This window comes from Rhodoblastus sphagnicola (genome assembly GCF_002937075.1).
GTDB classification, from domain to species: domain Bacteria; phylum Pseudomonadota; class Alphaproteobacteria; order Rhizobiales; family Beijerinckiaceae; genus Rhodoblastus; species Rhodoblastus sphagnicola.
In genome coordinates, this window is the sequence record NZ_NHSJ01000034.1 from 105,884 (window position 1) to 131,267 (window position 25,384).

Annotated in this window: 33 protein-coding genes and 1 tRNA gene; 7 read left to right on the forward strand and 27 right to left on the reverse strand. The window is 61.7% G+C overall.

From position 1 onward, the window contains the following. Positions 1-126: 126 nt before the first annotated feature. The 10 genes from CCR94_RS04190 to CCR94_RS04235 form a co-directional block, all read right to left on the reverse strand. A complete protein-coding gene (locus tag CCR94_RS04190; RefSeq protein WP_104506614.1) occupies positions 127-348 on the reverse strand; it encodes a 4Fe-4S binding protein in 222 nt (73 codons plus the stop codon). Continuing rightward, positions 338-1,861 carry a nitrogenase cofactor biosynthesis protein NifB gene (gene nifB, locus CCR94_RS04195; protein WP_425332309.1) on the reverse strand — a complete coding sequence of 508 codons (1,524 nt, stop codon included), beginning with the start codon at positions 1,859-1,861 and terminating at the stop codon, positions 338-340. The genes CCR94_RS04190 and nifB overlap by 11 nt, the downstream gene beginning before the upstream one ends. A gap of 446 nt (positions 1,862-2,307) precedes the next feature. Beyond that, the gene (locus CCR94_RS04200; protein WP_104506616.1) at positions 2,308-3,192 is read right to left on the reverse strand and encodes an SIR2 family NAD-dependent protein deacylase; all 885 of its coding nucleotides are present in this window, start codon (positions 3,190-3,192) and stop codon (positions 2,308-2,310) included. Positions 3,193-3,194: 2 nt separating this feature from the next. Continuing rightward, a complete protein-coding gene (gene nifT, locus CCR94_RS04205; protein ID WP_104506617.1) occupies positions 3,195-3,410 on the reverse strand; it encodes a putative nitrogen fixation protein NifT in 216 nt (71 codons plus the stop codon). A 64-nt stretch (positions 3,411-3,474) separates the two neighbouring features. Beyond that, positions 3,475-3,669, reverse strand: coding sequence for a 4Fe-4S dicluster domain-containing protein (locus CCR94_RS04210; RefSeq protein ID WP_104506618.1), 195 nt, complete (start codon positions 3,667-3,669; stop codon positions 3,475-3,477). A gap of 154 nt (positions 3,670-3,823) precedes the next feature. Continuing rightward, positions 3,824-4,174, reverse strand: a complete 351-nt coding sequence (gene nifW / locus CCR94_RS04215) for a nitrogenase stabilizing/protective protein NifW (RefSeq protein ID WP_104506619.1) — start codon at positions 4,172-4,174, stop codon at positions 3,824-3,826. After that, positions 4,158-4,907, reverse strand: coding sequence for a serine O-acetyltransferase (gene cysE / locus CCR94_RS04220; protein ID WP_104506620.1), 750 nt, complete (start codon positions 4,905-4,907; stop codon positions 4,158-4,160). The genes nifW and cysE overlap by 17 nt, the downstream gene beginning before the upstream one ends. Before the next feature lie 26 nt (positions 4,908-4,933). Then, positions 4,934-5,233, reverse strand: a complete 300-nt coding sequence (locus tag CCR94_RS04225) for a NifU family protein (RefSeq protein WP_104506658.1) — start codon at positions 5,231-5,233, stop codon at positions 4,934-4,936. Positions 5,234-5,256: 23 nt separating this feature from the next. After that, positions 5,257-5,577 (reverse strand): HesB/IscA family protein, encoded by a 321-nt coding sequence (locus tag CCR94_RS04230; protein WP_104506621.1) that lies wholly within the window; start codon positions 5,575-5,577, stop codon positions 5,257-5,259. 143 nt (positions 5,578-5,720) lie between these two features. Then, positions 5,721-7,424, reverse strand: a complete 1,704-nt coding sequence (locus CCR94_RS04235; protein ID WP_104506622.1) for an ATP-binding protein — start codon at positions 7,422-7,424, stop codon at positions 5,721-5,723. A gap of 140 nt (positions 7,425-7,564) precedes the next feature. On the opposite strand from CCR94_RS04235, the gene CCR94_RS04240 reads away from it, so the two are divergent. Beyond that, a complete protein-coding gene (locus CCR94_RS04240) occupies positions 7,565-8,152 on the forward strand; it encodes a hypothetical protein (RefSeq protein WP_104506623.1) in 588 nt (195 codons plus the stop codon). 212 nt (positions 8,153-8,364) lie between these two features. Here the strand turns inward: CCR94_RS04240 and CCR94_RS04245 are convergent, their stop codons facing one another. Then, the gene (locus CCR94_RS04245; RefSeq protein WP_104506624.1) at positions 8,365-8,754 is read right to left on the reverse strand and encodes a Rieske (2Fe-2S) protein; all 390 of its coding nucleotides are present in this window, start codon (positions 8,752-8,754) and stop codon (positions 8,365-8,367) included. A gap of 97 nt (positions 8,755-8,851) precedes the next feature. On the opposite strand from CCR94_RS04245, the gene CCR94_RS04250 reads away from it, so the two are divergent. Genes CCR94_RS04250 through CCR94_RS04260 form a run of 3 tightly spaced genes read left to right on the forward strand, consistent with a single transcriptional unit; the run spans position 8,852 to position 10,606 of the window. After that, the gene (locus CCR94_RS04250; RefSeq protein WP_104506659.1) at positions 8,852-9,166 is read left to right on the forward strand and encodes a hypothetical protein; all 315 of its coding nucleotides are present in this window, start codon (positions 8,852-8,854) and stop codon (positions 9,164-9,166) included. Then, positions 9,166-9,504, forward strand: coding sequence for a hypothetical protein (locus CCR94_RS04255; RefSeq protein ID WP_104506625.1), 339 nt, complete (start codon positions 9,166-9,168; stop codon positions 9,502-9,504). Before CCR94_RS04250 ends, CCR94_RS04255 begins: the two co-directional genes overlap by 1 nt. Before the next feature lie 37 nt (positions 9,505-9,541). Beyond that, positions 9,542-10,606: a threonine aldolase family protein gene (locus tag CCR94_RS04260; RefSeq protein ID WP_244593931.1), complete on the forward strand. Its 1,065-nt coding sequence runs from the start codon at positions 9,542-9,544 to the stop codon at positions 10,604-10,606. 153 nt (positions 10,607-10,759) lie between these two features. On the opposite strand, the gene CCR94_RS04265 is transcribed toward CCR94_RS04260, so the two are convergent. The 13 genes from CCR94_RS04265 to nifH form a co-directional block, all read right to left on the reverse strand. Further along, positions 10,760-11,374: a nitrogen fixation protein NifQ gene (locus CCR94_RS04265; RefSeq protein WP_104506626.1), complete on the reverse strand. Its 615-nt coding sequence runs from the start codon at positions 11,372-11,374 to the stop codon at positions 10,760-10,762. After that, positions 11,371-11,655 (reverse strand): ferredoxin III, nif-specific, encoded by a 285-nt coding sequence (gene fdxB / locus CCR94_RS04270; RefSeq protein WP_104506627.1) that lies wholly within the window; start codon positions 11,653-11,655, stop codon positions 11,371-11,373. Before fdxB ends, CCR94_RS04265 begins: the two co-directional genes overlap by 4 nt. A 122-nt stretch (positions 11,656-11,777) precedes the next feature. After that, positions 11,778-11,984 carry a CCE_0567 family metalloprotein gene (locus CCR94_RS04275; protein ID WP_104506628.1) on the reverse strand — a complete coding sequence of 69 codons (207 nt, stop codon included), beginning with the start codon at positions 11,982-11,984 and terminating at the stop codon, positions 11,778-11,780. A gap of 9 nt (positions 11,985-11,993) precedes the next feature. Continuing rightward, entirely contained in the window at positions 11,994-12,464 is a 471-nt protein-coding gene (locus tag CCR94_RS04280) for a NifX-associated nitrogen fixation protein (protein WP_104506629.1), read from the reverse strand. Positions 12,465-12,468: 4 nt separating this feature from the next. After that, positions 12,469-12,864: a nitrogen fixation protein NifX gene (gene nifX, locus CCR94_RS04285; protein ID WP_104506630.1), complete on the reverse strand. Its 396-nt coding sequence runs from the start codon at positions 12,862-12,864 to the stop codon at positions 12,469-12,471. Positions 12,865-12,888: 24 nt separating this feature from the next. Then, positions 12,889-14,319, reverse strand: a complete 1,431-nt coding sequence (nifN, locus tag CCR94_RS04290) for a nitrogenase iron-molybdenum cofactor biosynthesis protein NifN (RefSeq protein ID WP_104506631.1) — start codon at positions 14,317-14,319, stop codon at positions 12,889-12,891. A 4-nt stretch (positions 14,320-14,323) separates the two neighbouring features. Further along, positions 14,324-16,003: a nitrogenase iron-molybdenum cofactor biosynthesis protein NifE gene (gene nifE / locus CCR94_RS04295; RefSeq protein WP_104506632.1), complete on the reverse strand. Its 1,680-nt coding sequence runs from the start codon at positions 16,001-16,003 to the stop codon at positions 14,324-14,326. 123 nt (positions 16,004-16,126) lie between these two features. Further along, positions 16,127-16,408 carry a helix-turn-helix domain-containing protein gene (locus CCR94_RS04300; RefSeq protein ID WP_104506633.1) on the reverse strand — a complete coding sequence of 94 codons (282 nt, stop codon included), beginning with the start codon at positions 16,406-16,408 and terminating at the stop codon, positions 16,127-16,129. Next, positions 16,405-16,746: a type II toxin-antitoxin system RelE/ParE family toxin gene (locus tag CCR94_RS04305; protein WP_104506634.1), complete on the reverse strand. Its 342-nt coding sequence runs from the start codon at positions 16,744-16,746 to the stop codon at positions 16,405-16,407. Before CCR94_RS04305 ends, CCR94_RS04300 begins: the two co-directional genes overlap by 4 nt. 142 nt (positions 16,747-16,888) lie before the next feature. Next, positions 16,889-17,371 (reverse strand): hypothetical protein, encoded by a 483-nt coding sequence (locus CCR94_RS04310; protein WP_146089853.1) that lies wholly within the window; start codon positions 17,369-17,371, stop codon positions 16,889-16,891. A 256-nt stretch (positions 17,372-17,627) separates the two neighbouring features. Next, positions 17,628-19,187 (reverse strand): nitrogenase molybdenum-iron protein subunit beta, encoded by a 1,560-nt coding sequence (nifK, locus tag CCR94_RS04315; RefSeq protein ID WP_104506636.1) that lies wholly within the window; start codon positions 19,185-19,187, stop codon positions 17,628-17,630. Positions 19,188-19,313: 126 nt separating this feature from the next. Further along, positions 19,314-20,813 (reverse strand): nitrogenase molybdenum-iron protein alpha chain, encoded by a 1,500-nt coding sequence (gene nifD / locus CCR94_RS04320; protein ID WP_104506637.1) that lies wholly within the window; start codon positions 20,811-20,813, stop codon positions 19,314-19,316. A 125-nt stretch (positions 20,814-20,938) separates the two neighbouring features. Beyond that, positions 20,939-21,814: a nitrogenase iron protein gene (gene nifH, locus CCR94_RS04325; RefSeq protein WP_104506638.1), complete on the reverse strand. Its 876-nt coding sequence runs from the start codon at positions 21,812-21,814 to the stop codon at positions 20,939-20,941. A 497-nt stretch (positions 21,815-22,311) separates the two neighbouring features. Here nifH and CCR94_RS04330 point away from each other — a divergent pair, with 497 nt between their 5' ends. Both CCR94_RS04330 and CCR94_RS04335 read left to right on the forward strand, forming a co-directional pair. Then, a complete protein-coding gene (locus tag CCR94_RS04330) occupies positions 22,312-22,740 on the forward strand; it encodes a response regulator (protein WP_104506639.1) in 429 nt (142 codons plus the stop codon). Positions 22,741-22,748: 8 nt separating this feature from the next. After that, positions 22,749-23,192, forward strand: coding sequence for an ArsC/Spx/MgsR family protein (locus CCR94_RS04335; RefSeq protein WP_104506640.1), 444 nt, complete (start codon positions 22,749-22,751; stop codon positions 23,190-23,192). Here CCR94_RS04335 and CCR94_RS04340 read toward each other — a convergent pair. Genes CCR94_RS04340 through CCR94_RS04350 form a run of 3 tightly spaced genes read right to left on the reverse strand, consistent with a single transcriptional unit; the run spans position 23,179 to position 24,946 of the window. Then, positions 23,179-24,228: a MaoC family dehydratase gene (locus CCR94_RS04340; RefSeq protein WP_104506641.1), complete on the reverse strand. Its 1,050-nt coding sequence runs from the start codon at positions 24,226-24,228 to the stop codon at positions 23,179-23,181. The two genes, CCR94_RS04335 and CCR94_RS04340, sit on opposite strands and share 14 nt — an antisense overlap. A gap of 57 nt (positions 24,229-24,285) precedes the next feature. Beyond that, positions 24,286-24,615 carry a DUF167 family protein gene (locus CCR94_RS04345; RefSeq protein WP_104506642.1) on the reverse strand — a complete coding sequence of 110 codons (330 nt, stop codon included), beginning with the start codon at positions 24,613-24,615 and terminating at the stop codon, positions 24,286-24,288. A gap of 13 nt (positions 24,616-24,628) precedes the next feature. Beyond that, positions 24,629-24,946 carry a YggT family protein gene (locus CCR94_RS04350; RefSeq protein WP_104506643.1) on the reverse strand — a complete coding sequence of 106 codons (318 nt, stop codon included), beginning with the start codon at positions 24,944-24,946 and terminating at the stop codon, positions 24,629-24,631. 123 nt (positions 24,947-25,069) lie between these two features. Here CCR94_RS04350 and CCR94_RS04355 point away from each other — a divergent pair. Further along, positions 25,070-25,145, forward strand: a tRNA-Ala gene (locus CCR94_RS04355). The last annotated feature ends 239 nt before the right edge of the window (positions 25,146-25,384 follow it).

Here is a 25,384-nt window from a genome sequence, read left to right on the forward strand (position 1 = left end):
AGCCTCCTCAGGGTGAGGGCTACTCTCGGGTTAACGCTTGCTGAAAGTAGCCCTCATGGTGAGGAGGTCCGCGCAGCGGACCGTCTCGAACCACGAGGGCAGGCCACGCATTCGTGGCCCAACCCTTTACGCCGGCTGGTAGCGCGGGTAGGCCGCGTCGATGATGCAGGTCTTGTCCACAGGGCAGACCGCGACGCATTGCGCCGTGTCGTAATGGCCGATGCACTCGGTGCATTTGGCGGGATCGATCACAAAGGTTCCGCCCTTTTCCGAAATGGCCTCATTGGGGCATTCCGCTTCGCAGGCCGAGCAATTGGTGCATTGCGACGCAACGATCTTATACGCCATCGCACACCTTCCTTTCCTCGTCGGCGATCAGCGCGCCTTGCCGTATTTCCGCATCGCCGCGCGTAAAATGCTGGATCTCGCCGGACTTGACCTTTTCGAGATAGGTCTTGAACCAGGAAATGGCCGATTTCTCGATGAATTCATGGGCGAATTCATCCACCGGCTCGATGCCGGCCTTGAGCAGGTCGTTCTTCGGGCAGCCGCCGATCTTGGCCACGAACACCGCATGGCAGTCGTTGATGGCGCGGATCACCGTCTCCAGCGCGGTATCGTCGCCAAAACCGCCCTGGCAATAGAGATCGACGCGGCGATGGCCGACGAATTTCGAGCCGGCGGCCGAGAGTTCGTAAATCTGGAACTCCTTGGCGTGACCGAAATGCTCGTTGATCAGACCGGACCCCTTGGTGGCGACGGCGGCCAGCACCTTGATGTCGCTGGTCTCATCCGCCAGCGCGGCCAACTCCTCGTTCTTGGCCTCGACCTTGGCCTGACGCTCCTGCTCGACCACGGCCTGATAGGCCTTGCGCGCTTCGAGATCGTAATTGACCTCCATGTCCATGATCTTGTCGGTGGTGAATTCCGCCGAGCGGTCCTCGCCCAGCAGGCCCACGGCGTCGGCGCGACACTGGCGGCAATGCCGCATCATGTTCATCTCGCCTTCGCAGGAGTCCTGCAAGGCCTTCAACTCCTGCGCCGACGGGCCGCGCTGTCCCGTGAGGCCGAACACCGTGCCATGCTCGGGGGCCGAGATCAGCGGCATGATGTTATGCAGGAAGGCGCCGCGCGACTTCACCGCCTTGTTGACCTCGACGAGATGCTGGTCGTTGACGCCAGGGATCATCACCGAATTGACCTTGCACAGGATGCCGCGCTCGGTCAGCATTTCCAGGCCGCGCAACTGGTGCTCGGACAGGATGCGCGCCGCCTCGATGCCTTCGATGCGTTTGTGCTTGTAGAAGATCCACGGATAGATTTTCGCGCCGACTTCGGGATCGACCATGTTGATGGTGATGGTGACGTGATCGACATTATATTTGGCGATCGTGTCGATATGCTCCGGCAAGGCCAGACCATTGGTGGACAAGCAGAGTTTGATGTCCGGCGCCATTTGCGAGATCAGTTCAAACGTCTTGAACGTCTTGGCGGGATTGGCGAGCGGATCGCCCGGCCCGGCTATGCCGAGCACGGTCATCTGGGGAATGGTCGAGGCCACCGCCACCACCTTCTTGGCCGCCTGTTCCGGCGTCAGCCGCTCGGAGACGACGCCGGGGCGCGATTCATTGGCGCAATCATATTTGCGGTTGCAGTAATTGCACTGGATGTTGCAAGCCGGCGCCACGGCGACGTGCATGCGGGCGAAATGGTGATGCGCCTCTTCCGAATAGCAGGGATGGTTCTTGACCTTCTCCCAGATTTCCGGCGGCAACTCGCTTTCGCCGGCCGACGAGCCGCAGCTCGACTTGCCCGAACCGCTGGACGTGCCGCAGCCTTTGTGCTCCGCGACCTGTTGCATGATCGCGTCCATATCCACGCTTTCCGACGTTACCGCCTCATGATGCGCCGTTGATTCCATGATCGAGCCTCTCAAGCGATTTCAAGTTGGGGAGAAGGTAGCAAGGCGCGCGCCAGAGGCCACGAGGCCATTTTTACGTTTTAAAACAATATTATGTTTGAACTTTGCGCATTGCATTGTCGTAGAGGGAACAGGGATTCAGGTGGGATTTTCGACCTGTTGGAAAACTGACAATGAGACAGACCTGCCCCTCGCCCCGCTTTGCGCGCTGCTGTTCGGTTAAGCGATGATGGTTTTGTATTCCGACGCCACAAAACCGCGAACGTCGGTCCCGGCCATGACGACCCAAGATTGAAGCGCTCTCGATTCGCTTTCCTGTCGGCCCGCCATGAAAAAAAGGGAGCCCGAAGGCCCCCCTGAGTTTGCGCCGCAAGCAAGAAAGCAAATTACCCGATAATGATCTCGCAGGCCCGCGCCAGCGGGATCGCCAGCGGAACGATGCCTTCAGCCGCGAAGAAACGCCGTTCGTTCAGCGTCAAGACCTGGTCCGGCTCGATCAATGCGTAATGCGGCGGCGCCGAGCGCTTGGAGACCTGCCGCGCGTAGGTGCGCAGCATCTGGTCGTGGAAGCGGCAGCCGATGAAGAGAAAGCCTCTGTTGGCGCGGCGGTCGAGCACCGCTTCCGGGATCGGCGTCTGGATGTCGATCTCGGTGAGCACCTCGACATAATCCGCGTCCGAAATCAGATAGTGCTTGGCCGGCGCCACGCAGCCATGCGGCTTGTAGAGCAGCGTCTTCCAGCCGGAAGCGTCGGCGGCCTTGGCGGCGGCGCCGGTGGACTCATAGAAGCGATACCAGCGGTCCTCGCCGATGCCGGCGCGAGAAATGCCCTGAACCTCGCCCCAGCCCTGCTTGTCGGCGAGCGCGTTGCGCATGGCGGAATCGTACCAGGTGTCCACGATCATCGGCAGGCCGAGCGTGGCGAGATAGTTTTGCAACGGCGCGGGCGTCACCGGCGCGGAAAAGGCTTCCGTCATGAAGGCGACCAAGGTCGGCCGCAGCTTGTTGCTTTCGATATATTGCGCGGCGGCCCAGGCGTTGCCGCGGGCGCGCTTGGGCAGCGACACCTTTTTGGCGAAGAACGCCGCCAGGCCCTCGGGATCGAGCGGAATGGCGGGATTGGACATTCCGACCACGGCGGGGCCGAGATAGGGGACAATGTCGCCGGCGCGCAGCCGCGCCGCGATTTCGCCCAAGGTCTTTTCGGCCTCGACGCCGAAAAGGATGTCCTCGTCGGACAGGGCGTCGGAAAGCAGCGCGGCTGACGTCATGATCAATCCTCCCCGCTGCGCTTCTTGGCCTCGACCGTGATCGGCAGGCGGGTGTCGGCGGCCATTTCCGGCAGATCGAGCACCCAGCCGTTGGCGATCTTGATCCAGCCGCCCCACAGCGTTTCGTGTTCCTGCTCGACGATCGGCTCCTCCAGATCCTTCTTGGGAACATAGATCGACAGCCCGACCTCGGGGGATCGGCGGATCATGACTTTCATAAGAAAAACCTCAAGGTGGGGGAGTTTACGCCGGCGACGGACGCCGGCGCGGGGTCGCGAAGGCTCAGACCTTCACGCAGGTGTTGGGCACGGGGCAGACTTCGTCGCACTTGGCGGTGTCATAGTGACCTTCGCATTCCGTGCACTTCTTGGGATCGATGACAAAGGCGTCGCCCTTCATCGAGATCGCCGCATTGGGGCACTCGAATTCGCAGGCCGAGCAGCCGGTGCATTGCGAAGCGATGATTTTATACGTCATGAACTTCTCTCCTCGTTCAGCCGCGTGCGGCTGAGTTTTTACGCTCCCAAGCCTCGCAAGGCCCGTGCCATCGGTTTCGCGGCGACCCCCGCGCCTCGCGCGGCGATAATTGCGCGCTTCGCAACGCTGAGCGTTGCGAAGCCGACAGCTTGCGTCAAACCACGGTCAACGAGGACAGCGGCACGAAAGCGTTGTCCGGCTTGGGCTCATCGGTTTTTGGGGCGACCGCGTCCTTGTGCACCTTGAACAAGCGCTGCTCGATCGGCGTGCTCTCGACGAAATCCTGATAGGCCAGGGCGAGATGTTCCGCGCACAAAACCTTGATCTCGTCGTCGCCCTTGCCCTCGAAGGCGCCGTCGAGTTCGAGGCCCCTCAGGTACTGGCCCATGCGGCGCATGATGTGCAGGCGCGACACCCGCACCACCGCCGGATCGAAATCGACGCCGAGAAAAGTGAAGAAATCCTCCGCCGAGGACAGGCGGTTCAGGTCATCCAGCGCGCTCATCGTCAAACCTTTCTTCTTCCAGTTGCTCGTGTTCGTTTTTTTTGCCGCGGGCCTGCATGTGGTTGAGCCGGGCTTCCAGGAACGCCACGCGGTCGAGCAGCAGCGACAGCACTTCGCCGACCGGGTCCGGTATGAGGTGATGATCGAGATTGACCCGGCCGGAGCCGATGGCGCGACGGTCCAGCGCGCGCACGATGCGGGCGGGAATGCCCACCGCCGTCACGCCCGGTGGCACCTCCTCCACCACCACCGAATTGGCGCCGATGCGCGCGCCCGCGCCGACCTTGATCGGCCCAAGGATTTTGGCGCCGGCGCCGACGAGCACGCCGTCGCCCAGCGTCGGATGGCGCTTGCCCGGCGTCCAGCTGACGCCGCCCAAGGTCACGCCATGATAGAGCGTGACGCCGTCGCCGACCTCCGCCGTCTCGCCGATCACGACGCCCGCGCCATGATCGATGAAAAACTCCTGGCCGATGGTCGCGCCGGGATGAATGTCCACATTGGTGAGCAGACGGCAGATCCAGGACAGAAACCGCGCCGGAAATTTCGCGCCGCGCCGCCAGAGTTGGTGCGCGAGCCGATGCCAGATGATGGCGTGGACGCCGGGATAGGTCAGCAGGATTTCAAAGGCATTGCGCGCAGCGGGGTCGCGCGCCTTGACGCAGGCGATGTCGTCGCGCCACAGCCTCCAGAGACCGGCGGGGCGCGCTTCCGCCGCGTTTGCAGCGGGCATGGTCGCGCGCTCCGTCACGGCGAAACTCAGTGTCCGCCGCGCTTGAAGCCGGTGGGCGCGGGAACGACGCGCACGAGTTCGCCGAGCTTTTCCACGATGCGGCTCTGGATGCCTTCGAGCGTGGCGCTGGCCAGGCTACAGAACATGCAGGCGCCCGTCAGCTTGACATTGACGGTCTTGCCCTCGATCGACAGCAATTCGCAATCGCCGCCATCGCGCTTCAGCGCCGGGCGGATTTCCTCGATCGCCTCGCGCACGAGTTGCTCGCGACGGTCTTCGACGGTGACGGGCGCGTCGGCGACGACGGTTCCGGTATGCATGGTCATGGTCATCCCCTCTTGAAATAAAATCAACCGAAGCTCTTGCCGCAGGAGCAGGCGTGGGAGGCGTTGGGATTGTCGAAGGTGAAGCCGGCGCCTTCGATGGCGACGACGAAATCGATCGTGGTGCCGGCCAGCAGCGGCAGGCTGTCATGCTCGACGAAGACCTTTACGCCGTCGCGCTCGACCACCTCGTCATCCTCTTCGGCGGCCCGCGCCAGACCCATCAGATATTTGTTGCCGGCGCAGCCGCCGGTCTCGATCTTGAGCCGCAGACCCTGCACCGGCTCGGGCGCCGAGGCAATCGCGTTGCGCACGGCGTCAAGCGCGCTGTCGGTGAGATGGATCATCGTTTCCTCCGTCCAGAGAAGCCTTTGCACAACAAGAATGCAAAAGCCGCGCCAGGGACGCGGCTTTTGTCACTCTCTTGATTTACATTGATATTTTTGAGCGTGTCGGCATCGCTACATCGATGATCCGACAAGGCGCCCATTCACGAGGCGCCGGCCAGATCCAGCCCGCGAAACACCGCGCAGCGCTTGAACACGTCGAGATTGGCCGGCGTGTCGCGATGGCGACAATATTTCGCGACCAGCTTTGACAGACCTTTGATGTCGCGGCCGCTCGTCTGGGGATAGAGGGTCGCCAATTGCCCGATCAGCTCGTCGCTCAGATCGAGCGCGAACTGCTCGGCCATCACGCCCCAGATGCGCTTGCGCGCCTCCTCGTCCGGCGCATGGAAGCGGATCAGCGCGATGCAGCGCGACACGATGGCCTCGTCAATGTCGTCGATGCGGTTGGTGGTGAGAAACAGCAGGCCATTGAAATATTCGAGCACGCGCAGGAACACGCCGACCACGGCGTTCATGGTCATGTCGTCCTGGCGGCGCTTGATATAGACGTCGGCCTCGTCGATCAGCATCACCGCGCCCCAGCGCTGCGCGCGCAACAGCGCCTCCTTGAGCGCGGTCTCCATCGCCGCGACATTGAGGCCGAGTTGGCCGGAATGAACGCGATAGAGCGGGCGCTTGACGATCTCGGAATAAACTTCCGCCGTCAGGGTCTTGCCGACGCCCGGCGGTCCCGCGCACAAAACCGTGGTGCCGCCGGATTTGCCGGCGACAATGTCGTCCATCAACACGTCCATTTCGGCGGTGAGGATGTCGATCAGGTCGGTCTGCTCCTCCGGCAGCACCAGCTTCTGCTTGAGGTCGGGCTGGTAGGCGTAGGGCGTCAAATCCTCGACATGAACCCAGACATAATGATGCAGGTCGAGGTGGAACATCAGGATGAACGGATGCACCGGAATTTTCCGGAACAAATCCTTGCCCTTGGCGGCGTTGGCGGCGGCGACCTCGTCCTCCGCGTCATAAGCATTGCTCTTGGCGGCCTTGCGCAGGTAATTGCCGAGCAGGTCGCCGGTCAATTCCAGCGTGAGGGCGCGGTTGGCCAGCAGGCTCTCGTCGTTCACCAACCGCGCGGGATTGCCGCCCGAAGACAGGATCACGCTGTCCTTGCGCGCCCAATCGGTGTTGCGATGGGTGGAGGCCGGGTCTTCAGCGAAAAAGCCGAGGCCGACGCCGGAAAACTGCGCGCCGTAATGCGCGCGCCATTCGAAATATCTGTCCACATTGGCGTCATAGGCCGCGACCAGTTCCGGCGTCTCGTGGACAAATCCCTTGGCGGCCAGAATTTCCGCGACGGTGCGGCCCTCGACGTCGCCGGCGGAAATCCGCACTTGCGCCGCCACCAACTCGCCCTTTGAATTGGCCTTCAACTCGACCAGGATGCGGCCGGTCTCGTCATTGTTCTGCGGCGTATAGTCGATGCGCGCCACCACGTAAGGCAGTGGACGCCCGCGTGCGTTGAGCGTGAACAGCCAGCCGCGCTGGGCGTCCTCCATCAGAAAACTCGCCAGCGCTGGGACCAAAGCCTCCAGGTCGTCGGCGGCGAAACGGGGACCGGCGCCGGAAAAGGCGCGGCGCAAAGTGGAAATCTGCGCCCGCTGGTTCAGCATGGCCGGCCCGGCCTCGCCATAGAGCGCGTGCAGGCGATCGACCTGCGGCGTCGAAAGATCGTGGAAGGAGACCTCGACCTTGTCGCCGAACAGCAATTGCTGTTTCAGCGAGTCGAGTTCCGGGAAATCCTTGGCGAGGGCCTCCACGAAAGGCCGTGCAATGTGAATTTTGACGCTCATGTCGCCTTCCGTTCACCGTTTCAATCCGGTTTTGCGACAAGCAGGGAACAGGCCAGACATTTTGTGGCGAAAATTTCGGCAGACCATTTGCATGAGCCTGGGCGGCGCGACGACGCGCAAAGATTTTAGCGGAGAATGAGATGACTTTTGAAACGACCGCCCTCGCCGGCCTCGAACAGGAAGGCCGTCTGGTCGACGCCGTTTACAAGGGCGCCAGCGACAAGGAGGGCTACCTCGCCTATCGCGGCGATTTCGCCCTGAAAATGCAGGAAGCCAAGGCCGACGAAAAGCGCCCGCCGGAATTCTGCCTGGAGCAGGGCCTCGCGCTGGTCAAGAACGGCGGCTCCACCATCGACGCTCTCGCCGGCTATATCCACGACATCGCCAATCTCAACACGTTCAAGGATGTGATGGGTTCGCTGCTGTCGTCCTCCGGCAATTACATCATCTTCGCCGGCAATATCGATTTTTCCGACAAATATTCCGTCGCCTTCGGCGACGCCACCCTGACCGTGCTGCCGCTCGACGAATCCACGGTGTGGAAGGAACTGTCGGATCTCTCCGGCCTCGACAAGAACGATTTCAAAAAGCTCGACGGCGGCGGCAAGGTCCAGTTGATGCTCGACAAGGCCGGCGAGTCCAAATCCACCTACGAGCAGATTTCGTTCGAGGACTTTCTGAAAAAGGCCCTGCCCGTCCGCAACCGCAACGAGAACCGTCCGGTCTGATTTTTCAGGCTCCGCGCATCGCGCCCTTTCGCGGGCAAACCGCGAAAGGGTTTTTGTTTGCACGATGCGTGGACCGCCCTCGTGCTTCGAGACAGCCGCCTGCCGGCGGCTTCCTCAGCATGAGGGCTAATGAGGGAAAGTCGCCCTCACCCTGAGGAGGCTCCGCAGGAGCCGTCTCGAAGGGCGAGGGCGGTCCACGCATCTACGCAACCTCACACGTCCTCGTCCTCGTCCTCGATCAGCTTCAATCCGGTCACGCAAATATCGCCGTCGATCACTTCGAGCGCGACCTTTTCCAGGCTGTCGCCCTTGCACGGCCCGGACGAACAGCGGCCGGTGCCGATCTCGAACAGCGAGCCATGCTTGCCGCACAGCAGGCGCTGGCCTGTGCCGTCGAGGAAATTATTGGCCTCCCAGTCGAGATGCACGCCGTGATGCGGGCATTTGTTGCGATAGCCGAACACCTGCTTGCCCCAGCGCACGATGATGATGGGGAAGGAGTCGGGTTCGCCTTGCTCGTTGATGATTCCGAGGTGAAACCCCTTGGCCTTCTGGCTGGGAATGTCGCTCAGCGCGCAAACGACATAGGCTTCCATGGACATGCGCAACTCCGTGTTATCAGCGCGATTCTAGCAAGATCCGCGCTATGCTGGCATGAAATTTGAAGCTTTTCGCCCGACTGTCGCACAGGAGAAAAAAATGTCGGTTCTCGTGAAAACGACGCTCGACGGACGCAAGCTGGAAGTGTTCGACCAAGGCTTGACGCTCGGCGGCGCGTTGGAGGCGCGCGACCTCGTCCTCGTCGCGCAACATCCCAATCGCGCCAAAATTCTCGAAGTCGCGCCCGACGCCATCTATATGGCCGGCCGGGTTCCGCTCAACGCCGCCGAGGCCGAGATCGCGCTGAAGGCGCTGGAGGAGGCCGACGCGCGGCATCTGACCGACCCCAAGCTGATCGAGGAACGGTTTCGCCGGCTGATGTGGAAGCGCCAGCGCGATCCCGGCCTGGATTGATGCGTTCAGGCGTCGCCTATCTGGTTCTCTTCGTCGCCGCCGCGCTCGAAGCCGGCGGCGACGCTTTTTTGCGTCTTGGTCTGCACACGGAGAGCGCGGCGGCGCGGATCGGCTTTTTCCTCGCCGGCGCGGTCGTGCTATTCGCCTACGGCGTCACGGTGAACGCGCCGCCGTGGGATTTCGGAAAATTGCTGGGCGTTTATGTCAGCCTGTTTTTCGTGGTGGCGCAGATCGTGAACTTCGTCGCCTTCGCCGCCCGCCCCGACGCCGCCACGCTGATCGGCGGCGGATTGATCGTCGCGGGCGGGTTGGTGGTCGCATTTCTGAAAGTCGGTTGAACGGCGAGGCGCGACTCGCATTGCCAGCGCGGCCGAATTGCCCGATAGTCTGGACGTGCACAGGAAACCACAACAGTTCGGCAGCGACAATTACGCCGGGATTTGCCCGGAAGCCCTGGCGGCGATGCTGGAGGCCAACAGCCGTTCGGCCGCCGCTTATGGCGAGGATCCCTGGACCGGGAGGGCGACGGATGCGTTCCGCACCCTGTTCGAAACCGACTGCGAAGTGTTTTTCGTCTTCAACGGCACCGCAGCCAATTCCCTGGCCTTGGCGGCCTTGTGCCAGAGCTATCACGGCATCATCTGCGCGGCGAACGCCCATGTCGAAACCGACGAATGCGGCGCGCCCGAGTTTTTCTCCAATGGCGCCAAAATTCTGACGGCGCCAACCCTCAACGGCAAATTGACGCCCGCGGCCATTGAGGCGCTGGCGACCAGCCGCGGCGACATCCATTTTCCCAAGCCCGAGGTCGTCTCGATCACCCAGGCGACGGAGACCGGGCGGGTTTATTCGCGCGACGAGGTTTCCGCGATTTCCATGCTGTGTCGCCGCCTCGGGTTGAAACTGCATATGGATGGCGCGCGTTTCGCCAACGCCTGCGCCACGCTCGATTGCGCGCCGGCCGACCTGTCCTGGCGGGTCGGCGTGGACGTGCTGTGTTTCGGCGGCGCCAAGAACGGGCTCGGCCTGGGCGAGGCGGTGATTTTCTTCGACCACGCGCTCGCACGGGACTTCGGCTACCGCTGCAAGCAGGCGGGGCAACTGGCGTCAAAAATGCGCTTTCTCTCCGCGCCCTGGCTCGGCCTGCTGGAAAGCGGCGCCTGGCTGCGCAACGCCCGCCACGGCAACCTTTGCGCACGCGGACTGAGCGAGAAAATCCAGGGTCTGCCGGACGTGTCCTTGATGTTTCCGGTCGAGGCCAACGCCGTTTTCCTCAAGGCGCCCGCCGCCGTGCTCGACGTGTTACGCACGAAGGGGTGGCGGTTTTACACGTTCATCGGCGGCGCCGCGCGCTTCATGTTCGCCTGGGACGCCGATCCGGCTGTGGTGGATGCCCTGGCCTCGGACATTGTCGAGGCCAGTCGAGCCCAGGATTGGTGACCAGGCGTCGTTCCGCCGCCATGGTTCGAGACGCGCCGTTGCGCGGCGCTCCTCACCATGGGGGTTGTTTTATCTATTTGAAATCAAAAAGTAGCCCTCATCCTGAGGAAGCCACGCAGCGGCTGTCTCGAAGGACGAGAGCGGTCCACGCCCTCAGACGCGATGCTCGTTGAAAATATGCGCCAGTCTCGCGGCGCCCTCCTCCGAGCCGAAGCATGAGGCGAAATCGTCGCAGTCGCTGCACACCGGCGCGGGGCACAGCGAAAACCCTTCGGACGCGCAGACCATGCGAAAGATGAACTTCTTCCATTTCATGTCTGCGGAATTTTTCAGCTTCAGCCGGGTGAAATGCCGCGTCATCAACTCGGACAATTCGCCGCGATTGCGCAGGCCGAGATCCTGCCACAGGTGATGCGGCTGCTGGCAACGCCGCGCGATCATCGTGCTGAGCGGATGCAGGAAGGCGTAATCGCCATTGCCATACATCAAGAGCAGGTCGCGCGCGGACGCCTCTTCCACCGAAGGCGCGGGGGCATCGCCCCCGGCCATGGCCGCGAGCTTTCCGGCGATCGCCGGAAAAACCCGCGCGGCAAACGCGGCAAGCGCCGCCGCGTCGAGGCCGCTGGTCGCGGCAAGCGTCCTGCCCTCCTCGCGCGCCTGAAAAATCGCAAGCGCGAGAATGGAGGCGCAGACATGCGCGTCGAACCCGTCGCCGGACTGCGGCGCGGAGGCCTCCATCAGCCAGCGATAGGTCCGGGCGGCGCTCATGCCGCCGCGCCGTGGGTCTGGCAGCTCGACGGACAGACGCGGGCGCAGGCGCCGCAGCCGACGCAGGCGCCGGTATCGGCCATCACCATCACCTTCTTCTCGATGTCCTCGGCGTCCTCGTCATCGAGTTCGATGACGTCCCCCTCATCGTTCATGCCCTTGAGGGTCATCACTTCGCGCCCGCACACCTTGTAGCAGCGGCCGCAGCCGATGCACTTGCCGGGGTCGATCGCCAGAAGATATTCCGGCCGCCAGTCGCGGCCGTCACGTGCTTGAGCCATTTTTTTCTCCGTAAATCTGTGGTCGGACGCGACAAAGCTCAGCCGCCGCCCGCCCAGGATGCGCGTCTCACGCCGCCCCTTCAGTCGTTTGTTATTGGTGTTCTCATAAATCGAGAGCGCGGTCAGGCCGTGGCGGATTCCGCCGCCTTGAGTTCCGCGCGCTTGGCTTCCAAAGCGGCGAAGGCGTCATGGGTCTTTTGCGCGACGTCCAGAACCGTCTGCCAGCCGATGGGCAGTTCCTCGGACAGGTCGTGCAGATTCATTTTCGCGTTCATCGCGCGGGCGGAGAGTTTCTTGATCTCCGCCTTCAGGGTTTCAACATCGCTCATCACAAAACCTCAGTAACGGGCGGCTTCGGGGAATTGCTCGATCATCTCGACGCCGGCCTTGACCATTTTCTCGCCTTCCTCGGCGAGCTTGGCGAAGGTCTCGAAACCGAAGCGATGGATGTCGCGCAACTGCTTGTTGACGACAATGAGACGCCCGCCGATCAGGACCATGCGGCCAAAGCCTTCATGGCTCATCTTCAACATCGGCGAGATCATCACCTTGGACTCGGCTTCGATCTGCAAACCGATGGCGTTGTAGAACAGCTCCAGCCGCCAGATCGTGTCCGGGTCGGGATCGGCGATGATCGGGATCTGCTTGCGCTCTTCCTTGGTGACGATGTACTCGCTCAAAAGCTTGGCGTCGCTCTTGCGCTCCCAGCTTCCGTGCGCGTCCTGCGCGCGCCAGATCTTGACCAGCGTCTTTAGAAACGGGTTGGAGGCGACGAGGGCGTCATCGTCGAGTGCGGCTACTTCATTCATTCGCTCAGTCCTCGAAATCGAACACGCGTTCTTTGCCCTTGCCGAGCGCCTTGCGGATGAAGGGCGGCGGGTTGCCGTTGAGCATGGCTTGCAGCTTCTTCAGCAGTTCCTCGATATCCTCGGGCTGGGGAACCTTGATCGGGTGAATGGCGTTCGCCACCACGCGGGCCGCGCCGGAGCCGCCGATGGCCGCGACATAGAGGATGGCGCAGTCCTTGATCGCCTCGATCTTCGGGGCGAGCTTGTCCTCGTTGCCGTCTTCCTGAAGGTCCCCGTCGAAGCTGACGGTCTGGACAAAACTGTGGCCGTTCTCATCCAGTTCGTAGATGGAAATATGCTTGGCCCAGCCGAAATGGGCGTCCACCCTTTTCAGGTCCTGTGTAGCAAAAGCGACTTTCATGGTCCGCCCCCTTGGCCGTGGGTCTCAGTGTGATCTCGACGTTGCAATCGCGGCGCCATTTTCTTCGGCGCCGCCAACTTCTCCCCCAAGGTCTCCCCCAAATTCCCCCCAAGGCGTCCGCCATGTGTCAGGCGTGACATGCGTGTGCGTCTCGCGGTGGTCGATGAGGAGATTGGCGACCTCAAAGATCAGATCGCGCGTACCGCGATAGCCGACCGACACCTTGTGGCCGGCGCCGATGCGGTCGAACATGGGAATGCCCATGCGATGAAACGGAATTTTAAGGCGCTCCGCCGCCTGGCGGCCATGCGAATGGGTCAGGAGCAGGTCGCAGCCCCGCTCCTTGGCCAGCGTCTCCAGATCTTCGAGATCGCCGATCAGAACCTCTTCGGTTTCGAGCTTTTGCAGCACCGGCGAATGCGTGGTCGTCACCGCCGCCTCGATGGTCACGCCCATGTCGTGCAGGAACGAGCCGATGTCATAGAGCATGTCCGGTTCGGCCCCGATGGCCAGCTTGCGCCCGCCGATGTGGAAATGGCCGTCGAGCATGGCGTCCACCAATTGCCCGCGCTGGCGCCGGTATTTTGTCGGCGCCGGGCGGCCGGAAATTTCGGTGAGGAAGGCGATGAAATCGTCACTGGCCTCGAGACCGCAGAGCTTTTCGAACAGCCGGAAGGGAACGCCGGTCTTGGCCTGCATCGCCTCGGCCGCCGCGCGCATCTGCGCGCCGACCGCAAGGGTCCAGCCGGCGTTGCCCATGGCGAACACCTCCTCGACGCCGACGCCGCCAATGGTGGTGGGCGTGAAATCGTCGGGAATATGGCCGTCGAGCGAAGCGCCAATGTCGGGCAGGAAGGTCGGCTCCAGGCCGAAATCCTCGATAATGGTGCGAAGCTCCTCGATGTCGCCGGGCGTGAGGTGGCTGCCGGGCAGCACATTCACGGCTTGCATATCGCGGCGCGAAACATTCTCGGGCTTGCGCACCAGTTCCTCGACCAGCCGCTTGACCGCCTTCTCCCAGCCGTCCTGAAAAGCGCCGGAAAAATCCGGGGTCGAGACATGAACCAGCGGAAAGTCCTTCAGCTCGGGGTGGTTCAGGCGGATCTGTCTGATAAACCCCTCGACGTCGTCGCCTTTGGTCTCGGTGACGCCGGTGGTGGCGATGCCGATGATTTCCGGCTTGGTGCGTTGAATAATGTTGAGCACGGCCTGTTCGACATTCTCAAACCCGCCGAGCACGGTCGCCACTTCCGACATGGCCGTCGTCTGCATCGGAATGGCTTCCTTGAAATGGCGCACGAACAGCACCAGCCCGAACGAGGTGCAGCCCTGCGAGCCATGCAGCAGGGGCATGCAGCCGCGCAGACCCATGAAGGCCAGCGCCGCGCCAATCGGCTGGCTCATTTTCAGCGGATTGACCGAAGCGCTCTTTTTCGCGTGCGTGACCTTGGCCATGTCCTTACTCCGCCGCGACATTGATCTGTTGTGTCGGCTGTCCGACAATCCCGCCCTGGTCCAGAATTTCCTGAATGCGAATGGCGCAGGCGCCGCAACCGCCGGAAGCGTTGGTCTTCTCCTTCACGGCGTCCGGGCTGGTCGCGCCGTCGCGAATGGCGTCCTCGATGGCGCCGAGCGACACGCCCTTGCACATGCACACCGGTTTGGCGCGACGAGCTTCCTCCGCCTTGACCGGATCGGCTGCGAGTTCGGCCTGTTCCTGCGCGATCTGCGCCAGCGCTTTCTCCTGCCAGCTCTCGCCTGCTATCGCCCAGGGCGCGGGCTTGCGCACCTTTTGCCAGACGGGGTTCGAGATGGTGCGGTCGATCTCCTTGACCAGATTCACCATGCCGAAATAGCCCATATAGCCGTGGTGGCGCTCCTGGTTGATGTCCAGCCAGGGCATGGTGGCTTTGAGCGCGACAAACTGCGAGCGCCCGCCCGACAGCATGATGTCGGCTTTGGCGTCCCTGAGCATCTTGTACATGTCGCGCGGCTTCATATCCTCGATCATGTGGGCGTCCTGGCCCATGATCTCCTTGATGCGCTCCTTGTCCTCGCGCGTCGATTTCTTCACCGACGTGCCGACCAGCTCAAAACCCGCCTCTTGCAGCGCCGCCACCACCGACCAGCTTTTCACACCGCCGGTGATCAACAAGACCTTCTTGCCTTGCACGCGGGGTTTCAACTTGGCGATAGCGGCGTAAGCGCGCTGTTCCTCGCGCGCGCACAAAGCATTGACGCGGTCCATCAGTTCGGGATCGGCGCCACGCTCGATCAGCAGACGCGCGAGTTCCTTGAGGGAATCCGACGTGTCCTCGATGCCGTAGAACGAGCCTTCGAAGAAGGGGATGCCAAAACGCTCCTCCATCTTGCGCGCGACATTGATCATGGCCTTGGAGCAGACCATCATCGAGGCGCGGGCGCGGTGCGCGGAAGCGACCTCGTTGTAGCGGCCATCGCCGGAAATGCAGGACAGGATGCGGATGCCCAATTCGTCCAGCAGCGGCTTGACCTGCCAGAATTCCCCGGCGAGGTTGAATTCCCCGATGATGTTGATGTCATAGGGCGTGGTGTAGTCCGGCTCGACCGTGCCGATCACATAATCGAGCAGAGCCTCGCCCGCGAGCTTGTTGCCCAGGTTTTTCGGACCGACAAAGCCCGGCACGTTGACGGGGATCACCGGCTTGTTGAATTTTGCGGAAGCCGCCTTGCACACCGCGTTGATGTCGTCGCCGATCATGGCGGGCACGCAGGTCTGATAGACGAAAATGGCCGGGGGATCGTATTTCTCGATGATCTCCTTGCAGGCCTTGAACAGCTTTTTCTCACCGCCGAACACGACATCCTGTTCATTCATGTCGGTGGTGAAGGAGGTGCGCCACAGCGTCGGCCCGGAACTGGCGGAGCCTCTGTTGTCCCAGCTGTTGCCCTCGCAGGCGATCGGACCGTGGACGAGATGGGCGACATCGGCGAAGGGTTGCAGGGCGATCTTGGCGCCGTCGAAGGCGCAGCCGCCGGCGGCGCCGCCGGGCTGCAAAGCCTTGGTGCAGCCCTTTTTCTTTTCCTTGGCCGATTTGTTCGCGTTCTTGCCGCAGCCGGGCTCGTTGAACACGTCCTGAATTTTTGACGAGAGAGACATGTGCGCTCCTGTCGCGTTCGGGGTGGGCTTTGTCGGATTCCCGCCGCGCGAAAAACTGTTTGAGGACAGGGGCAGCAAGCGCCGTGCCGAGGTTCGGCGCTCAGCGGATGAATGTCGACGAGATCACGCGGCCTTGGAAACGCGCATTTCCACGCGCAGGCCCGCCGAGGTCAGCATGTTGACCAACGTGTCGATCCCGAACAGATCGACTTTGCCCCGCATCAGGTCAGATATGCGCGGCTGCGTCACGCCGAGGTGACGCGCGGCCTCGCCTTGCGTCCACCCCATGGCCTTGATGTGCTGCTCAAGGGCCATCATCAGCGACGAGCGAAGCCTCATGTTTTCGGCTTCGGCCGGCGTGTTCTCGATGGCGTCCCAGACGCTGGCGAATTGTTCTTCACTCATGGATTTTGCTCCCGCGCGATGTCATTGTAACGCTTGGCCGCCAGATCGAGGTCGGTTTTGCTGGTCGCCTGCGTCTTCTTTTGAAAACAATGCAGGACGTAGATCGCATCCTTGAATCTGGCGACGAAAACGACGCGAAAGGCGCCATCGGCGTCCCAAATCCTGATTTCCCGCACGCCACGCCCAACCGTGGTCAAAGGCTTCCAATCATTCGGATCAAGGCCGGCCTGCACCCTGTCGAGTTGATAACCAGCTTCCCGCCGCGCCGAAGGCGGAAACGCACGCAGATCGTCAAGCGCGCTCCCGGAGAACTTCAGGGGTTTGGGCGGTTCGGACATGCCACGACTATACAAAATTATGTATAACTCGGCAATTCGTCCTTATCGGCAACGCAAACAATCGCGCGGAAATCCTACGGTCGCCAGCCGATCTCCGCGCGAGAGGAATGTGATGTTCCAAATGGAGCGCTCGGAAACGGCATTACTTCTTCTTCAAGAACGCCAGCAAGGCATAATCGGGCTGAGCGCCAGCCACGCCAGCAATCTGGCTGTAGATGAGCGTGTCGCCCGACAAGCGCATATCGATATCGTCCACCTTGGCGCCATCGATCGGATTGAGCATCGTCAAGCGATGATCCTTCACCCTTCCGACTCTCGCGCCAGCCGCAATCTGGGTGGCGACGCCCTTTTGAAAGGTGAGTTCTCCATTGGCGTCAAGACTGAACGTATCGACTTCTGTAAAGTTCTGAGTGTCCATGCCGTCACATGTCATGCTTGCTTCTCGGACCACAAAACTCTTCTCGTCCCCGCTGAACTTCATCGTGATGTCCTTGCACAGTGAGACTTGATTACCAATTTGAAAAACGCCCTTTCCAAACCAGGCGCCATCGATGAACTTGGCGCTTTCCGCCGCGGCGGAAAATACAAGGGTTTGCGCAAGGACGACCAGGAGGGCTCTGAACATCATCAACGCCTATCCGCTCAAAAGGTGTGTTGGGAATGCGACGACCGTTTCCCGCGAACGCGATCGCCGCTTCGGGCAGGACTCCAAGCCTGGGGCATTGGTTGCGTCGCCGATCGCCAAAAAGCGCGGGTTTCCGGGACGAAGCATTAAATTTTCTTCGTGAACACGATGTTGGATTGAATTCCGGCAACGAAAAAACCCGGAAGACTCGCGTCTTCCGGGCTGCGTTTCGCGGACCTGTCGCTTTCGCGACAAATCAGCGGATGATGTCGAACGAGTAGTCGGTCTTGCCGGCGATCATCGTGTTGGCGTCCATCGTGTCGAAAATCTTGTCGAGGATTTGCACGAGAACGTTGAGGCCGCCCTGGTAGCCCCACACGGGATAGCGGTGCTTGTGGTGACGGTCGAAGATCGGGAAGCCGATGCGGATCAACGGGGTGTTGGTGTCGCGCTCCAGATATTTGCCGTAGGTGTTGCCGATCAGGAAGTCCACCGGACGGGTGAACAGCAGCGAGCGCAGGTGCCACAGATCCTTCTGCGAATAGACCTGGCAATCCTTGCCGAACGGCGAGGAGGCGAACAGCGCCTTCATCTTCTCTTCCCAACGCTTGTTGCCGTTGGTGGCGAGAACGGTGGTCGGCTCGGCGCCCAGTTCCAGCAGGAATTCGGCGAGGCCATAGCACAGGTCGGGATCGCCGTAGATGGCGAATTTCTTGCCGTGGATGTGCGCGCTGGAGTCGGCGATGGCGTCCACCAGACGGCCGCGTTCCTTTTCCAGCGAAGCCGGAATTTCGACGCCCGCCAGCTTGGCGACGGTCATCAGGAACTTGTCGGTCGCCTTCACCGAAATCGGGTGATTGAAGGCGGCGACCTGGTGGCCGTGCTCGGCGACCATCGGCAGGGTCTTTTCGGTGCAATATTCCTGCATCGAAATGGTGGCGGAAGCGTGGACCGCATTGGCCGCGTCTTCCAGCGTGGTGCCGCCGTCATACATGCGGAATTCGCCGTCCGTGGGGGTGTCCCACACGTCCGAATTGTCGCCGAGGATGGTGTACTTGACGCCCATCTCGTTGAAAATGCGCTTGATTTCGCGCAGGTTGCCGACGGTGTAGCCGTCAAAGCCGCCGATGAAGTTGATCGAGCCGTTGGGCGTGGGAACCAGCTTTTCGGTGGTGCCGGCCTTGCCGTCCCAGAAATGCTCGATAATGCCCTTCATGGCGTTGTCGTAGCCGGTGATGTGGCTGCCGACGAAGGCGGGGGTGTGAGCGAAGGGAACGTCGAAGTCCATGGGCACGGAGCCCTTTTCCTTCGCCGTCTTGATGAAGGCGTTGAGATCGTCGCCGATGACTTCCGCCATGCAGGTGGTGGAGACGGCGATCATCTTCGGCTTGTACATGGCGTGGGTGTTGGCGAGGCCGTCAATCATATTGTTGAGGCCGCCGAACACCGCCGCGTCTTCGGTCATGGAGGAGGAGACGCAGGAGGTCGGCTCCTTGAAGTGACGCGAGAAATGCGAGCGATAGTAAGCGACGCAGCCCTGCGAACCGTGGACGAAGGGAACCGTGCCTTCAAAGCCGACCGCGACGAACACCGCGCCGAGCGGCTGGCAGGCCTTGGCCGGGTTGACGGTCAGGGCTTCACGGGCGAAGTTCTTTTCCTGGTATTCTTCAGTCTTCAGCCACTCGCGGACACGCTCGACTTCGGCCGGATCGCGGCGACCTTCGAATTTTTCCGCCTTGTTGGCGAGCATCTGCTGGTATTCGGGACCACGAAACAGGTCGAAGTGGTCAAGTACGTTGTCGGCGTTCTGTGCCATGTCATGCCCTCTGCTGTGTCTGGAGCAACGCGCGCGAAGGCGTTCGCCGGTTAACGGCGGTGTTGCGTCCGATTTGGTTTGAGGGGCCGGCTCCGTCTTTTTCAGGCGCGGAGCCGGCCGTTCTGGTTATTCGGCCGCGATGGCCTTCGCCGCGGCTTCCTCTTTCCAGGGGGCCTTGGCCATTTTCCAGACCGGGGCGTTGATGGCCATGTCCATGTCGCGGGCGAAGATGGCGAAGCCGTCATAGCCGTGATAGGGGCCGGAATAGTCCCAGCTGTGCATCTGGCGGAACGGCACGCCCATCTTCTGGAACACGTACTTTTCCTTGATGCCGGAGCCGACCAGATCGGGCTGCACCTTCTCGACGAACTTCTCGAATTCGTAGCCGTTGACGTCGTCGTAGATCAGGGTGCCGTCCTTCACATAATGCTGGGCGGTGCGCTGATAATCGTCGTTATGGGCGAATTCGTAGCCGGTGCCGACCACGACCATGCCGAGATCCTCATACGCGCCGATGACGTGGCGCGGACGCAGGCCGCCGACATAGAGCATGACCGTCTTGCCTTCGAGGCGCGGACGGTATTTCGCGACAACCGCGTCCATCAGCGGCTGATACTTGGCGATGACGCGCTCGGCGCCTTCCTTGATCTTGTCATCGAAATAGCTGGCGATCTTGCGCAGGCTGTCGACGATCTTGGTCGGACCGAAGAAGTTGTATTCGCACCACGGAATACCGAACTTTTCTTCCATGTGGCGGGAGATGTAGTTCATCGAACGGTAGCAGTGGAGAACGTTGAGCTTGGCCTTCGGCGTCGCTTCCAGTTCCGCCAGCGTGCCGTCGCCCGACCACTGGGCGATCACGCGCAAGCCCATCTCTTCCAGCAGGATGCGCGAGGCCCAGGCGTCGCCGCCGATGTTGTAGTCGCCGATGATGGCGACGTCATAGGGGGTCGATTCGAACGCCGCCAGCTTGGCCGGGTCCTGCTTGTCGAAGATGTAATCGCGCACCGCGTCATTGGCGATGTGGTGGCCCAGCGACTGGGACACGCCGCGGAAACCTTCGCAGCGGACGGGAACGATGGTCTTGCCGCCGTATTCCTTCGACTTGACCTTGGACACCGCCTCGATATCGTCGCCGATCAGGCCGATCGGGCATTCCGACTGCACGGTGATGCCGTTGTTGAGCGGGAACAGCTCCTGGATTTCGTCCATCAGCTTGGCGAGCTTCTTGTCGCCGCCGAACACGATGTCCTTTTCCTGGAAGTCGGAGGTGAACTGCATGGTGCCGAAGCTGTCCACGCCGGTCACGCCGATGAAATAGTTGCGACGCGAGGACCAGGAATACTGGCCGCAGCCGACGGGTCCATGGGAAATATGGACCATGTCCTTGATCGGACCCCAGACCACGCCCTTCGAGCCGGCGTAAGCGCAGCCGCGAATGGTCATCACGCCGGGGATCGACTTGATGTTGGATTTCACGCCGCAGTCGGACTTGCCCTGCTCATGCACGTTCAGGTGCTTGGCGCGGCGCTTTGCGGTCTTTTCCGGGTAAACAGCCAGGACTTCCTTGATCAGGTCCTTGTTGCGCGCCTTGATGTCAACGGTCTCTTCGTTCGCAACGCTCATGTCGCCACCTCTTCAAACTTTGCGCCTCCAGAGCGGCGCGCATCTTGCGAAACCTGCGATGCAGGACTTCGCGGCCCTCGTCTTCGTGGCGCTCCGGCCGCTTTCGCGGCCGGAGGCTTTGGAAATCAGGCCTCGACAGCCTTCTTGCCGACGACGGACTCGTCGATGGTCGGCATGATGCCGTGTTCCATCAGCAGGTCTTCGAGTTCGTCCATGGTGATCGGGGTCGGGATGGTGCCGTTGCCCGCGTTGGCGTGCACCTTCTTGGCGAGGGCGCGGTACTCGTTGGCCTGCTTGGACTCGGGCGCATATTCGACGCAGGTCATGCGGCGCAGCTCGGCGTGCTGAACGATATTGTCGCGCGGCACGAAGTGGATGAGCCGGCTGCCGAGCTTGGCGGCCAGCGATTCCGCCAGCTCCAGCTCCTTGTCGGTCTGGCGCTCGTTGCAGACCAGACCGCCCAGGCGCACGCCGCCGGAATTGGCATATTTCAGAATGCCCTTGGAAATGTTGTTGGCCGCATACATGGCCATCATCTCGCCGGACATGACGATGTAGATTTCCTGGGCCTTGTTCTCGCGGATCGGCATGGCGAAGCCGCCGCAGACCACGTCGCCGAGCACGTCGTAGGACACATAGTCCACGTCGTCATAGGCGCCGTTTTCTTCGAGGAAGTTGATGGCGGTGATGACGCCGCGACCGGCGCAACCAACTCCGGGCTCCGGGCCGCCGGACTCAACGCATTTGATGTCGCCGAAGCCGACCTTCAGGACGTCTTCGAGTTCGAGGTCCTCGACCGAACCGGCTTCGGCGGCGAGCGACAGGATGGTGTCCTGGGCCTTGGCGTGCAGGATCAGGCGGGTCGAATCCGCCTTGGGATCGCAACCGACGATCAGGATCTTCTGACCCATCTCCGTCAGCGCGGCGAGGGTGTTCTGCGAGGTGGTGGACTTGCCGATACCGCCCTTGCCGTAGAAAGCGATCTGTCTCAACTTAGACATGCATTGCTCCTTGTTAAGTCTTCCGTGCGTGGCTTTCGAACTTCGCGCGACCTGCGCGAGACTGTTTCTGTCGCGTAGAAACGGACCCGCTTTTGACGGGAAGGAACGCATCGCTCGTCCAGCGTCTGCGTGCGTTCAGCCCTCACTCGCCGTTCCGGGAACAGGGTTGCAACCACCATGCCAGAGCGCCGCGACCGCTCAATATGCTGATTAATATATGTTTTTTGCTTCACGCCGCCGTGATGTCCGATGCGCGACCTAACGACAGTCAAGTCGTGGCTGGATCAAACAAGACATCATTGTCGTGATTTTTCCGCGCGCGTCGCGTCAGCCTCCCAAGCCGGAACGAAATTTGCAAAAACTTCAGGCAATTCCCCCTGGAGCGGGTTCGTTGAACATCGGTTCACCGAACCCGCTCCAGATTCCGGGTTTTTCGCGTTTTCTTCACGCGAACCGGAATCCACTTCGCTTGAAAACGCTTTAAGGGAGTCCTGTGCATGCAGATAGGCGTCGAAACATCAAAGGCCACCGACCAGCGCCGCGTCTTTGTCGTCGATGAGGACGAGATCATCCGCGCCGCGCTGCAATTCATGCTGCACGACGAAATCGAGACGCACGAGCTCGCCAGCCCCGAAGAGGCTTACCAGAAGGACGACTGGCTCAAGCCGTCGGTCATCCTGCTCGGCGCCTCATTCCTGAAAACGCGTGGTCTCGATCTGGTGAGCGAAATTGTCGGAAAGTTTCCCGGTGTGCGCATTCTGACAGTCTGCGACAAAGCCGACGAAGGCCTCGCGGTCGAGGCGATGAAAAAGGGCGCCGCCGGCGCGCTGGTCAAGCCGCTCACCATCGAGGCGGTGCGCAAGAAAGTGGACACCGTGCTCGGCCGGGGCGGCGCCGCGCCGCTGATCCAGCTCTCGATCACCTGAGGAAGAAAATGACCCAAATTCTGTTTTACGAAAAGCCGGGCTGCGCCACCAACCGCAAGCAAAAGGCGCTGCTGGCCGAAGCCGGCCACGAGGTTTTCGCCCGCGACCTGCTCGCCGAACCCTGGACGGCCGAGCGGCTGCGCGGCTTCTTCGGCGACGCGCCGGTGGAAGACTGGTTCAACCCCAACGCGCCCAGCGTGAAATCGGGCGAGGTCGATCCGCGCGCGTTTGACGCGGAGCGCGCGTTAAAGGCCATGGCGGCGGCGCCGCTGCTGATCCGCCGGCCGCTGATCGAGGCGTTGGGGCAAAAATGTTCGGGTTTCGACCGGGATCTTGTTCGCGCGCTGCTCGGACCCGACACAAAGCCCGCCGAGACGGTGGCGTGCTCGCGGCCGGACGGGACGCCCTGCCCGACGCCGGGCAAGGCCGAAGCAAACGTCAACGCGGAATAAGCGCCCAATAATCCAGATCGAGGATCACGCTGGCATGATAGGCGTCACCCTCTTTCAAGGGATGGCCGGCGCAGGGCTGGTCCTTGGTGGCGATGGTGCGCAACCGCAGCGCGCCGACATCGCTCCGGCCATGGATTTCGGCGCGCTCCAGCACTTCGGTCCAGGCGAACACGGTCAGGCCCGCGAACAGCGGGCTGACATGGCGCCCGCCATTGATCGCGGCGATATGAAAGGCGTTGGCGAGCCCGTTGAAGCTGAGCGCGCGAGCCAACGAAATCACATGGCCGCCATAGATCAGGCGACGTCCAAAACGGCCCTGCCCCTCCGAAAACTGGTTGAAATGCACCTTGGCGGTGTTTTGATAAAGCCGCGTAGCGAACTGGTGCTCGGCCTCTTCCACCGTCATGCCGTCAACATGGTCGATGCGCTCGCCCGGCAGGTAGTCGCCCCAGCGGTGCTTTGCGCCGGCAAGCGCGAAATCGTACTTGCGCACGTCGATCACCGGCAGCGCGTCGCCCAACTGGTCGGGCGCCAGCGCGCGCGGCAGTTGCGGAATGACTTCCGCCGGCGCAGGCGCGTTGGGATCGCGCTTGCGCACCATCACCCAGCGCACATAATCCAGAACCACCACGCCCTTCTGATTGCGTCCGCGCGAGCGCACATAGACCACGCCGGTCTGGCCGTTGGAGTTTTCCTTGAGGCCGATGACTTCGGACGTCGCCGACAGCGTGTCGCCGGGAAACACCGCCGCGAGGAAGCGGCAATCGCCATAGCCCAGGTTCGCCACCGCATTGAGGGAAATATCGGGCACGGTCTTGCCGAACACGATGTGGAACACCAACAGGTCGTCCACCGGGCTTTTGGGATAGCCGATCTGGTGCGCGAAGGCGTCGGAGGACTGCACGGCGAAACGCGGGCCATAGAGCGCGGTGTAGAGTGCGACGTCGCCTGTCGTCACCGTGCGCGGCGTCGCATGGGCGATCACCTGGCCGATTTTGAAGTCCTCGAAGAAATTGCCCGAATTGGTCTTGCTCATGCCCGCCCTCCGCTTTCTCCGGGCATCTGCCCGAATCGGCGGGATTTGGCAATGCGACTATGGCCGAGCGGCTTTCTCCGCGAAAACCTTTTCCAGCATTTCGGCGAGCGGCCCGGCTTCTCCGTCGATCCGCAGCGTTTTCGTGCGCGAGGTGGCGCCGGCGGCGAGGCTGATTCGCGAAGCCGGCGTTTTCAATTGCTTGGCCACGAGGCCGATGAGAGCGGCGTTGGCCTTGCCGTCCTCGGGAACCGCGCGCACCCGGGCTTTCAAGACGCATTGTCCGTCGGCGAGGGTTTCGAGGCCTTCCAGCGCGTCGCGCGAACTTTTCGGCGTCAGGCGGACAAAGAGATCGAGGCCGCCGGAGCGTTCGCGCCAGGGTCGCGTCATCGAGCGCTGCGCGTCATGAATAGGCGGCGCGCACCAGGGCCGCCGCCACCTCCCCAAGCTCCATCTGGATGAAGGACAGCAGCAGCAGCAGGACGATGGGCGAAAGGTCCATGCCGCCCAGAGGAGGAATGAAGCGGCGAATCGGACGCAACACCGGTTCGGTGAGGGCGTTGGACATGTTCCACAGCGAGCGCACGAGGTCATTGCGCATGTTGATGACGTCGAAAGCCAGCAGCCAGGACATGACCGCCATGACGATGATGACCCACCAGTAGAGGTCTAGGGCCATGTTGATGACCTTGAAAACCGGAATGATGAAGGCGGCGATCATGAGGGCTCCGAAAAATATGGGCGTTTTTGATTTAAGGCCTGCGGGTCCGGCAAACAAGCGCGCGATTTTTGCTTGCGCCGATTGACAGATGAGCAACCGGGCCGTAAACACCCGCCTCGGAACGGGGCTGTAGCTCAGATGGGAGAGCGCTGCAATCGCACTGCAGAGGTCAGGGGTTCGATTCCCCTCAGCTCCACCAAAACCGTCCGAGATAACAAGCACTTGGCGTTTTCCCTCTAAAGCGGCGCAATTGCTAGCAACCAAGTAGCTACCAATTCGCCGAGACGTTAACCTTGTCGTAGTTTAAGCTTGGCTTCCGTAATGGCCCCCTCGGTGTCAAGTCCCTCCTATGAACCTCTTCAATTTTTGGTGCGCCGCGTGAGCGCGCTCATCATAGCGCCGTAGCGAACGCGGCGCCTGTAGGCTGTTTCCGTTGTC

Bases quoted from the DNA above. Each gene is read 5' to 3' on its own strand.
- nifB (WP_425332309.1), bottom strand. From the start codon at position 1,861: ATGCAACAGGTCGCGGAGCACAAAGGCTGCGGCACGTCCAGCGGTTCG.
- CCR94_RS04310 (WP_146089853.1), bottom strand. From the start codon at position 17,371: ATGTTCAGAGCCCTCCTGGTCGTCCTTGCGCAAACCCTTGTATTTTCC.
- CCR94_RS04230 (WP_104506621.1), bottom strand. From the start codon at position 5,577: ATGATCCATCTCACCGACAGCGCGCTTGACGCCGTGCGCAACGCGATT.
- CCR94_RS04345 (WP_104506642.1), bottom strand. From the start codon at position 24,615: ATGACGCGACCCTGGCGCGAACGCTCCGGCGGCCTCGATCTCTTTGTC.
- fdxB (WP_104506627.1), bottom strand. From the start codon at position 11,655: ATGGCTCAAGCACGTGACGGCCGCGACTGGCGGCCGGAATATCTTCTG.
- CCR94_RS04305 (WP_104506634.1), bottom strand. From the start codon at position 16,746: ATGTCCGAACCGCCCAAACCCCTGAAGTTCTCCGGGAGCGCGCTTGAC.
- nifT (WP_104506617.1), bottom strand. From the start codon at position 3,410: ATGAAAGTCATGATCCGCCGATCCCCCGAGGTCGGGCTGTCGATCTAT.
- CCR94_RS04265 (WP_104506626.1), bottom strand. From the start codon at position 11,374: ATGAGCGCCGCCCGGACCTATCGCTGGCTGATGGAGGCCTCCGCGCCG.
- CCR94_RS04225 (WP_104506658.1), bottom strand. From the start codon at position 5,233: ATGACCATGCATACCGGAACCGTCGTCGCCGACGCGCCCGTCACCGTC.
- CCR94_RS04335 (WP_104506640.1), top strand. From the start codon at position 22,749: ATGACCCAAATTCTGTTTTACGAAAAGCCGGGCTGCGCCACCAACCGC.
- CCR94_RS04330 (WP_104506639.1), top strand. From the start codon at position 22,312: ATGCAGATAGGCGTCGAAACATCAAAGGCCACCGACCAGCGCCGCGTC.
- nifW (WP_104506619.1), bottom strand. From the start codon at position 4,174: ATGAGCGCGCTGGATGACCTGAACCGCCTGTCCTCGGCGGAGGATTTC.
- nifX (WP_104506630.1), bottom strand. From the start codon at position 12,864: ATGAAAGTCGCTTTTGCTACACAGGACCTGAAAAGGGTGGACGCCCAT.
- nifH (WP_104506638.1), bottom strand. From the start codon at position 21,814: ATGTCTAAGTTGAGACAGATCGCTTTCTACGGCAAGGGCGGTATCGGC.
- CCR94_RS04200 (WP_104506616.1), bottom strand. From the start codon at position 3,192: ATGACGTCAGCCGCGCTGCTTTCCGACGCCCTGTCCGACGAGGACATC.
- CCR94_RS04275 (WP_104506628.1), bottom strand. From the start codon at position 11,984: ATGAGCGATGTTGAAACCCTGAAGGCGGAGATCAAGAAACTCTCCGCC.
- CCR94_RS04255 (WP_104506625.1), top strand. From the start codon at position 9,166: ATGCGTTCAGGCGTCGCCTATCTGGTTCTCTTCGTCGCCGCCGCGCTC.
- nifD (WP_104506637.1), bottom strand. From the start codon at position 20,813: ATGAGCGTTGCGAACGAAGAGACCGTTGACATCAAGGCGCGCAACAAG.
- nifK (WP_104506636.1), bottom strand. From the start codon at position 19,187: ATGGCACAGAACGCCGACAACGTACTTGACCACTTCGACCTGTTTCGT.
- nifE (WP_104506632.1), bottom strand. From the start codon at position 16,003: ATGTCTCTCTCGTCAAAAATTCAGGACGTGTTCAACGAGCCCGGCTGC.
- CCR94_RS04340 (WP_104506641.1), bottom strand. From the start codon at position 24,228: ATGAGCAAGACCAATTCGGGCAATTTCTTCGAGGACTTCAAAATCGGC.
- CCR94_RS04240 (WP_104506623.1), top strand. From the start codon at position 7,565: ATGACTTTTGAAACGACCGCCCTCGCCGGCCTCGAACAGGAAGGCCGT.
- cysE (WP_104506620.1), bottom strand. From the start codon at position 4,907: ATGCCCGCTGCAAACGCGGCGGAAGCGCGCCCCGCCGGTCTCTGGAGG.
- nifN (WP_104506631.1), bottom strand. From the start codon at position 14,319: ATGGCCAAGGTCACGCACGCGAAAAAGAGCGCTTCGGTCAATCCGCTG.
- CCR94_RS04350 (WP_104506643.1), bottom strand. From the start codon at position 24,946: ATGATCGCCGCCTTCATCATTCCGGTTTTCAAGGTCATCAACATGGCC.
- CCR94_RS04190 (WP_104506614.1), bottom strand. From the start codon at position 348: ATGGCGTATAAGATCGTTGCGTCGCAATGCACCAATTGCTCGGCCTGC.
- CCR94_RS04280 (WP_104506629.1), bottom strand. From the start codon at position 12,464: ATGAATGAAGTAGCCGCACTCGACGATGACGCCCTCGTCGCCTCCAAC.
- CCR94_RS04235 (WP_104506622.1), bottom strand. From the start codon at position 7,424: ATGAGCGTCAAAATTCACATTGCACGGCCTTTCGTGGAGGCCCTCGCC.
- CCR94_RS04250 (WP_104506659.1), top strand. From the start codon at position 8,852: ATGTCGGTTCTCGTGAAAACGACGCTCGACGGACGCAAGCTGGAAGTG.
- CCR94_RS04300 (WP_104506633.1), bottom strand. From the start codon at position 16,408: ATGAGTGAAGAACAATTCGCCAGCGTCTGGGACGCCATCGAGAACACG.
- CCR94_RS04245 (WP_104506624.1), bottom strand. From the start codon at position 8,754: ATGTCCATGGAAGCCTATGTCGTTTGCGCGCTGAGCGACATTCCCAGC.
- CCR94_RS04210 (WP_104506618.1), bottom strand. From the start codon at position 3,669: ATGACGTATAAAATCATCGCTTCGCAATGCACCGGCTGCTCGGCCTGC.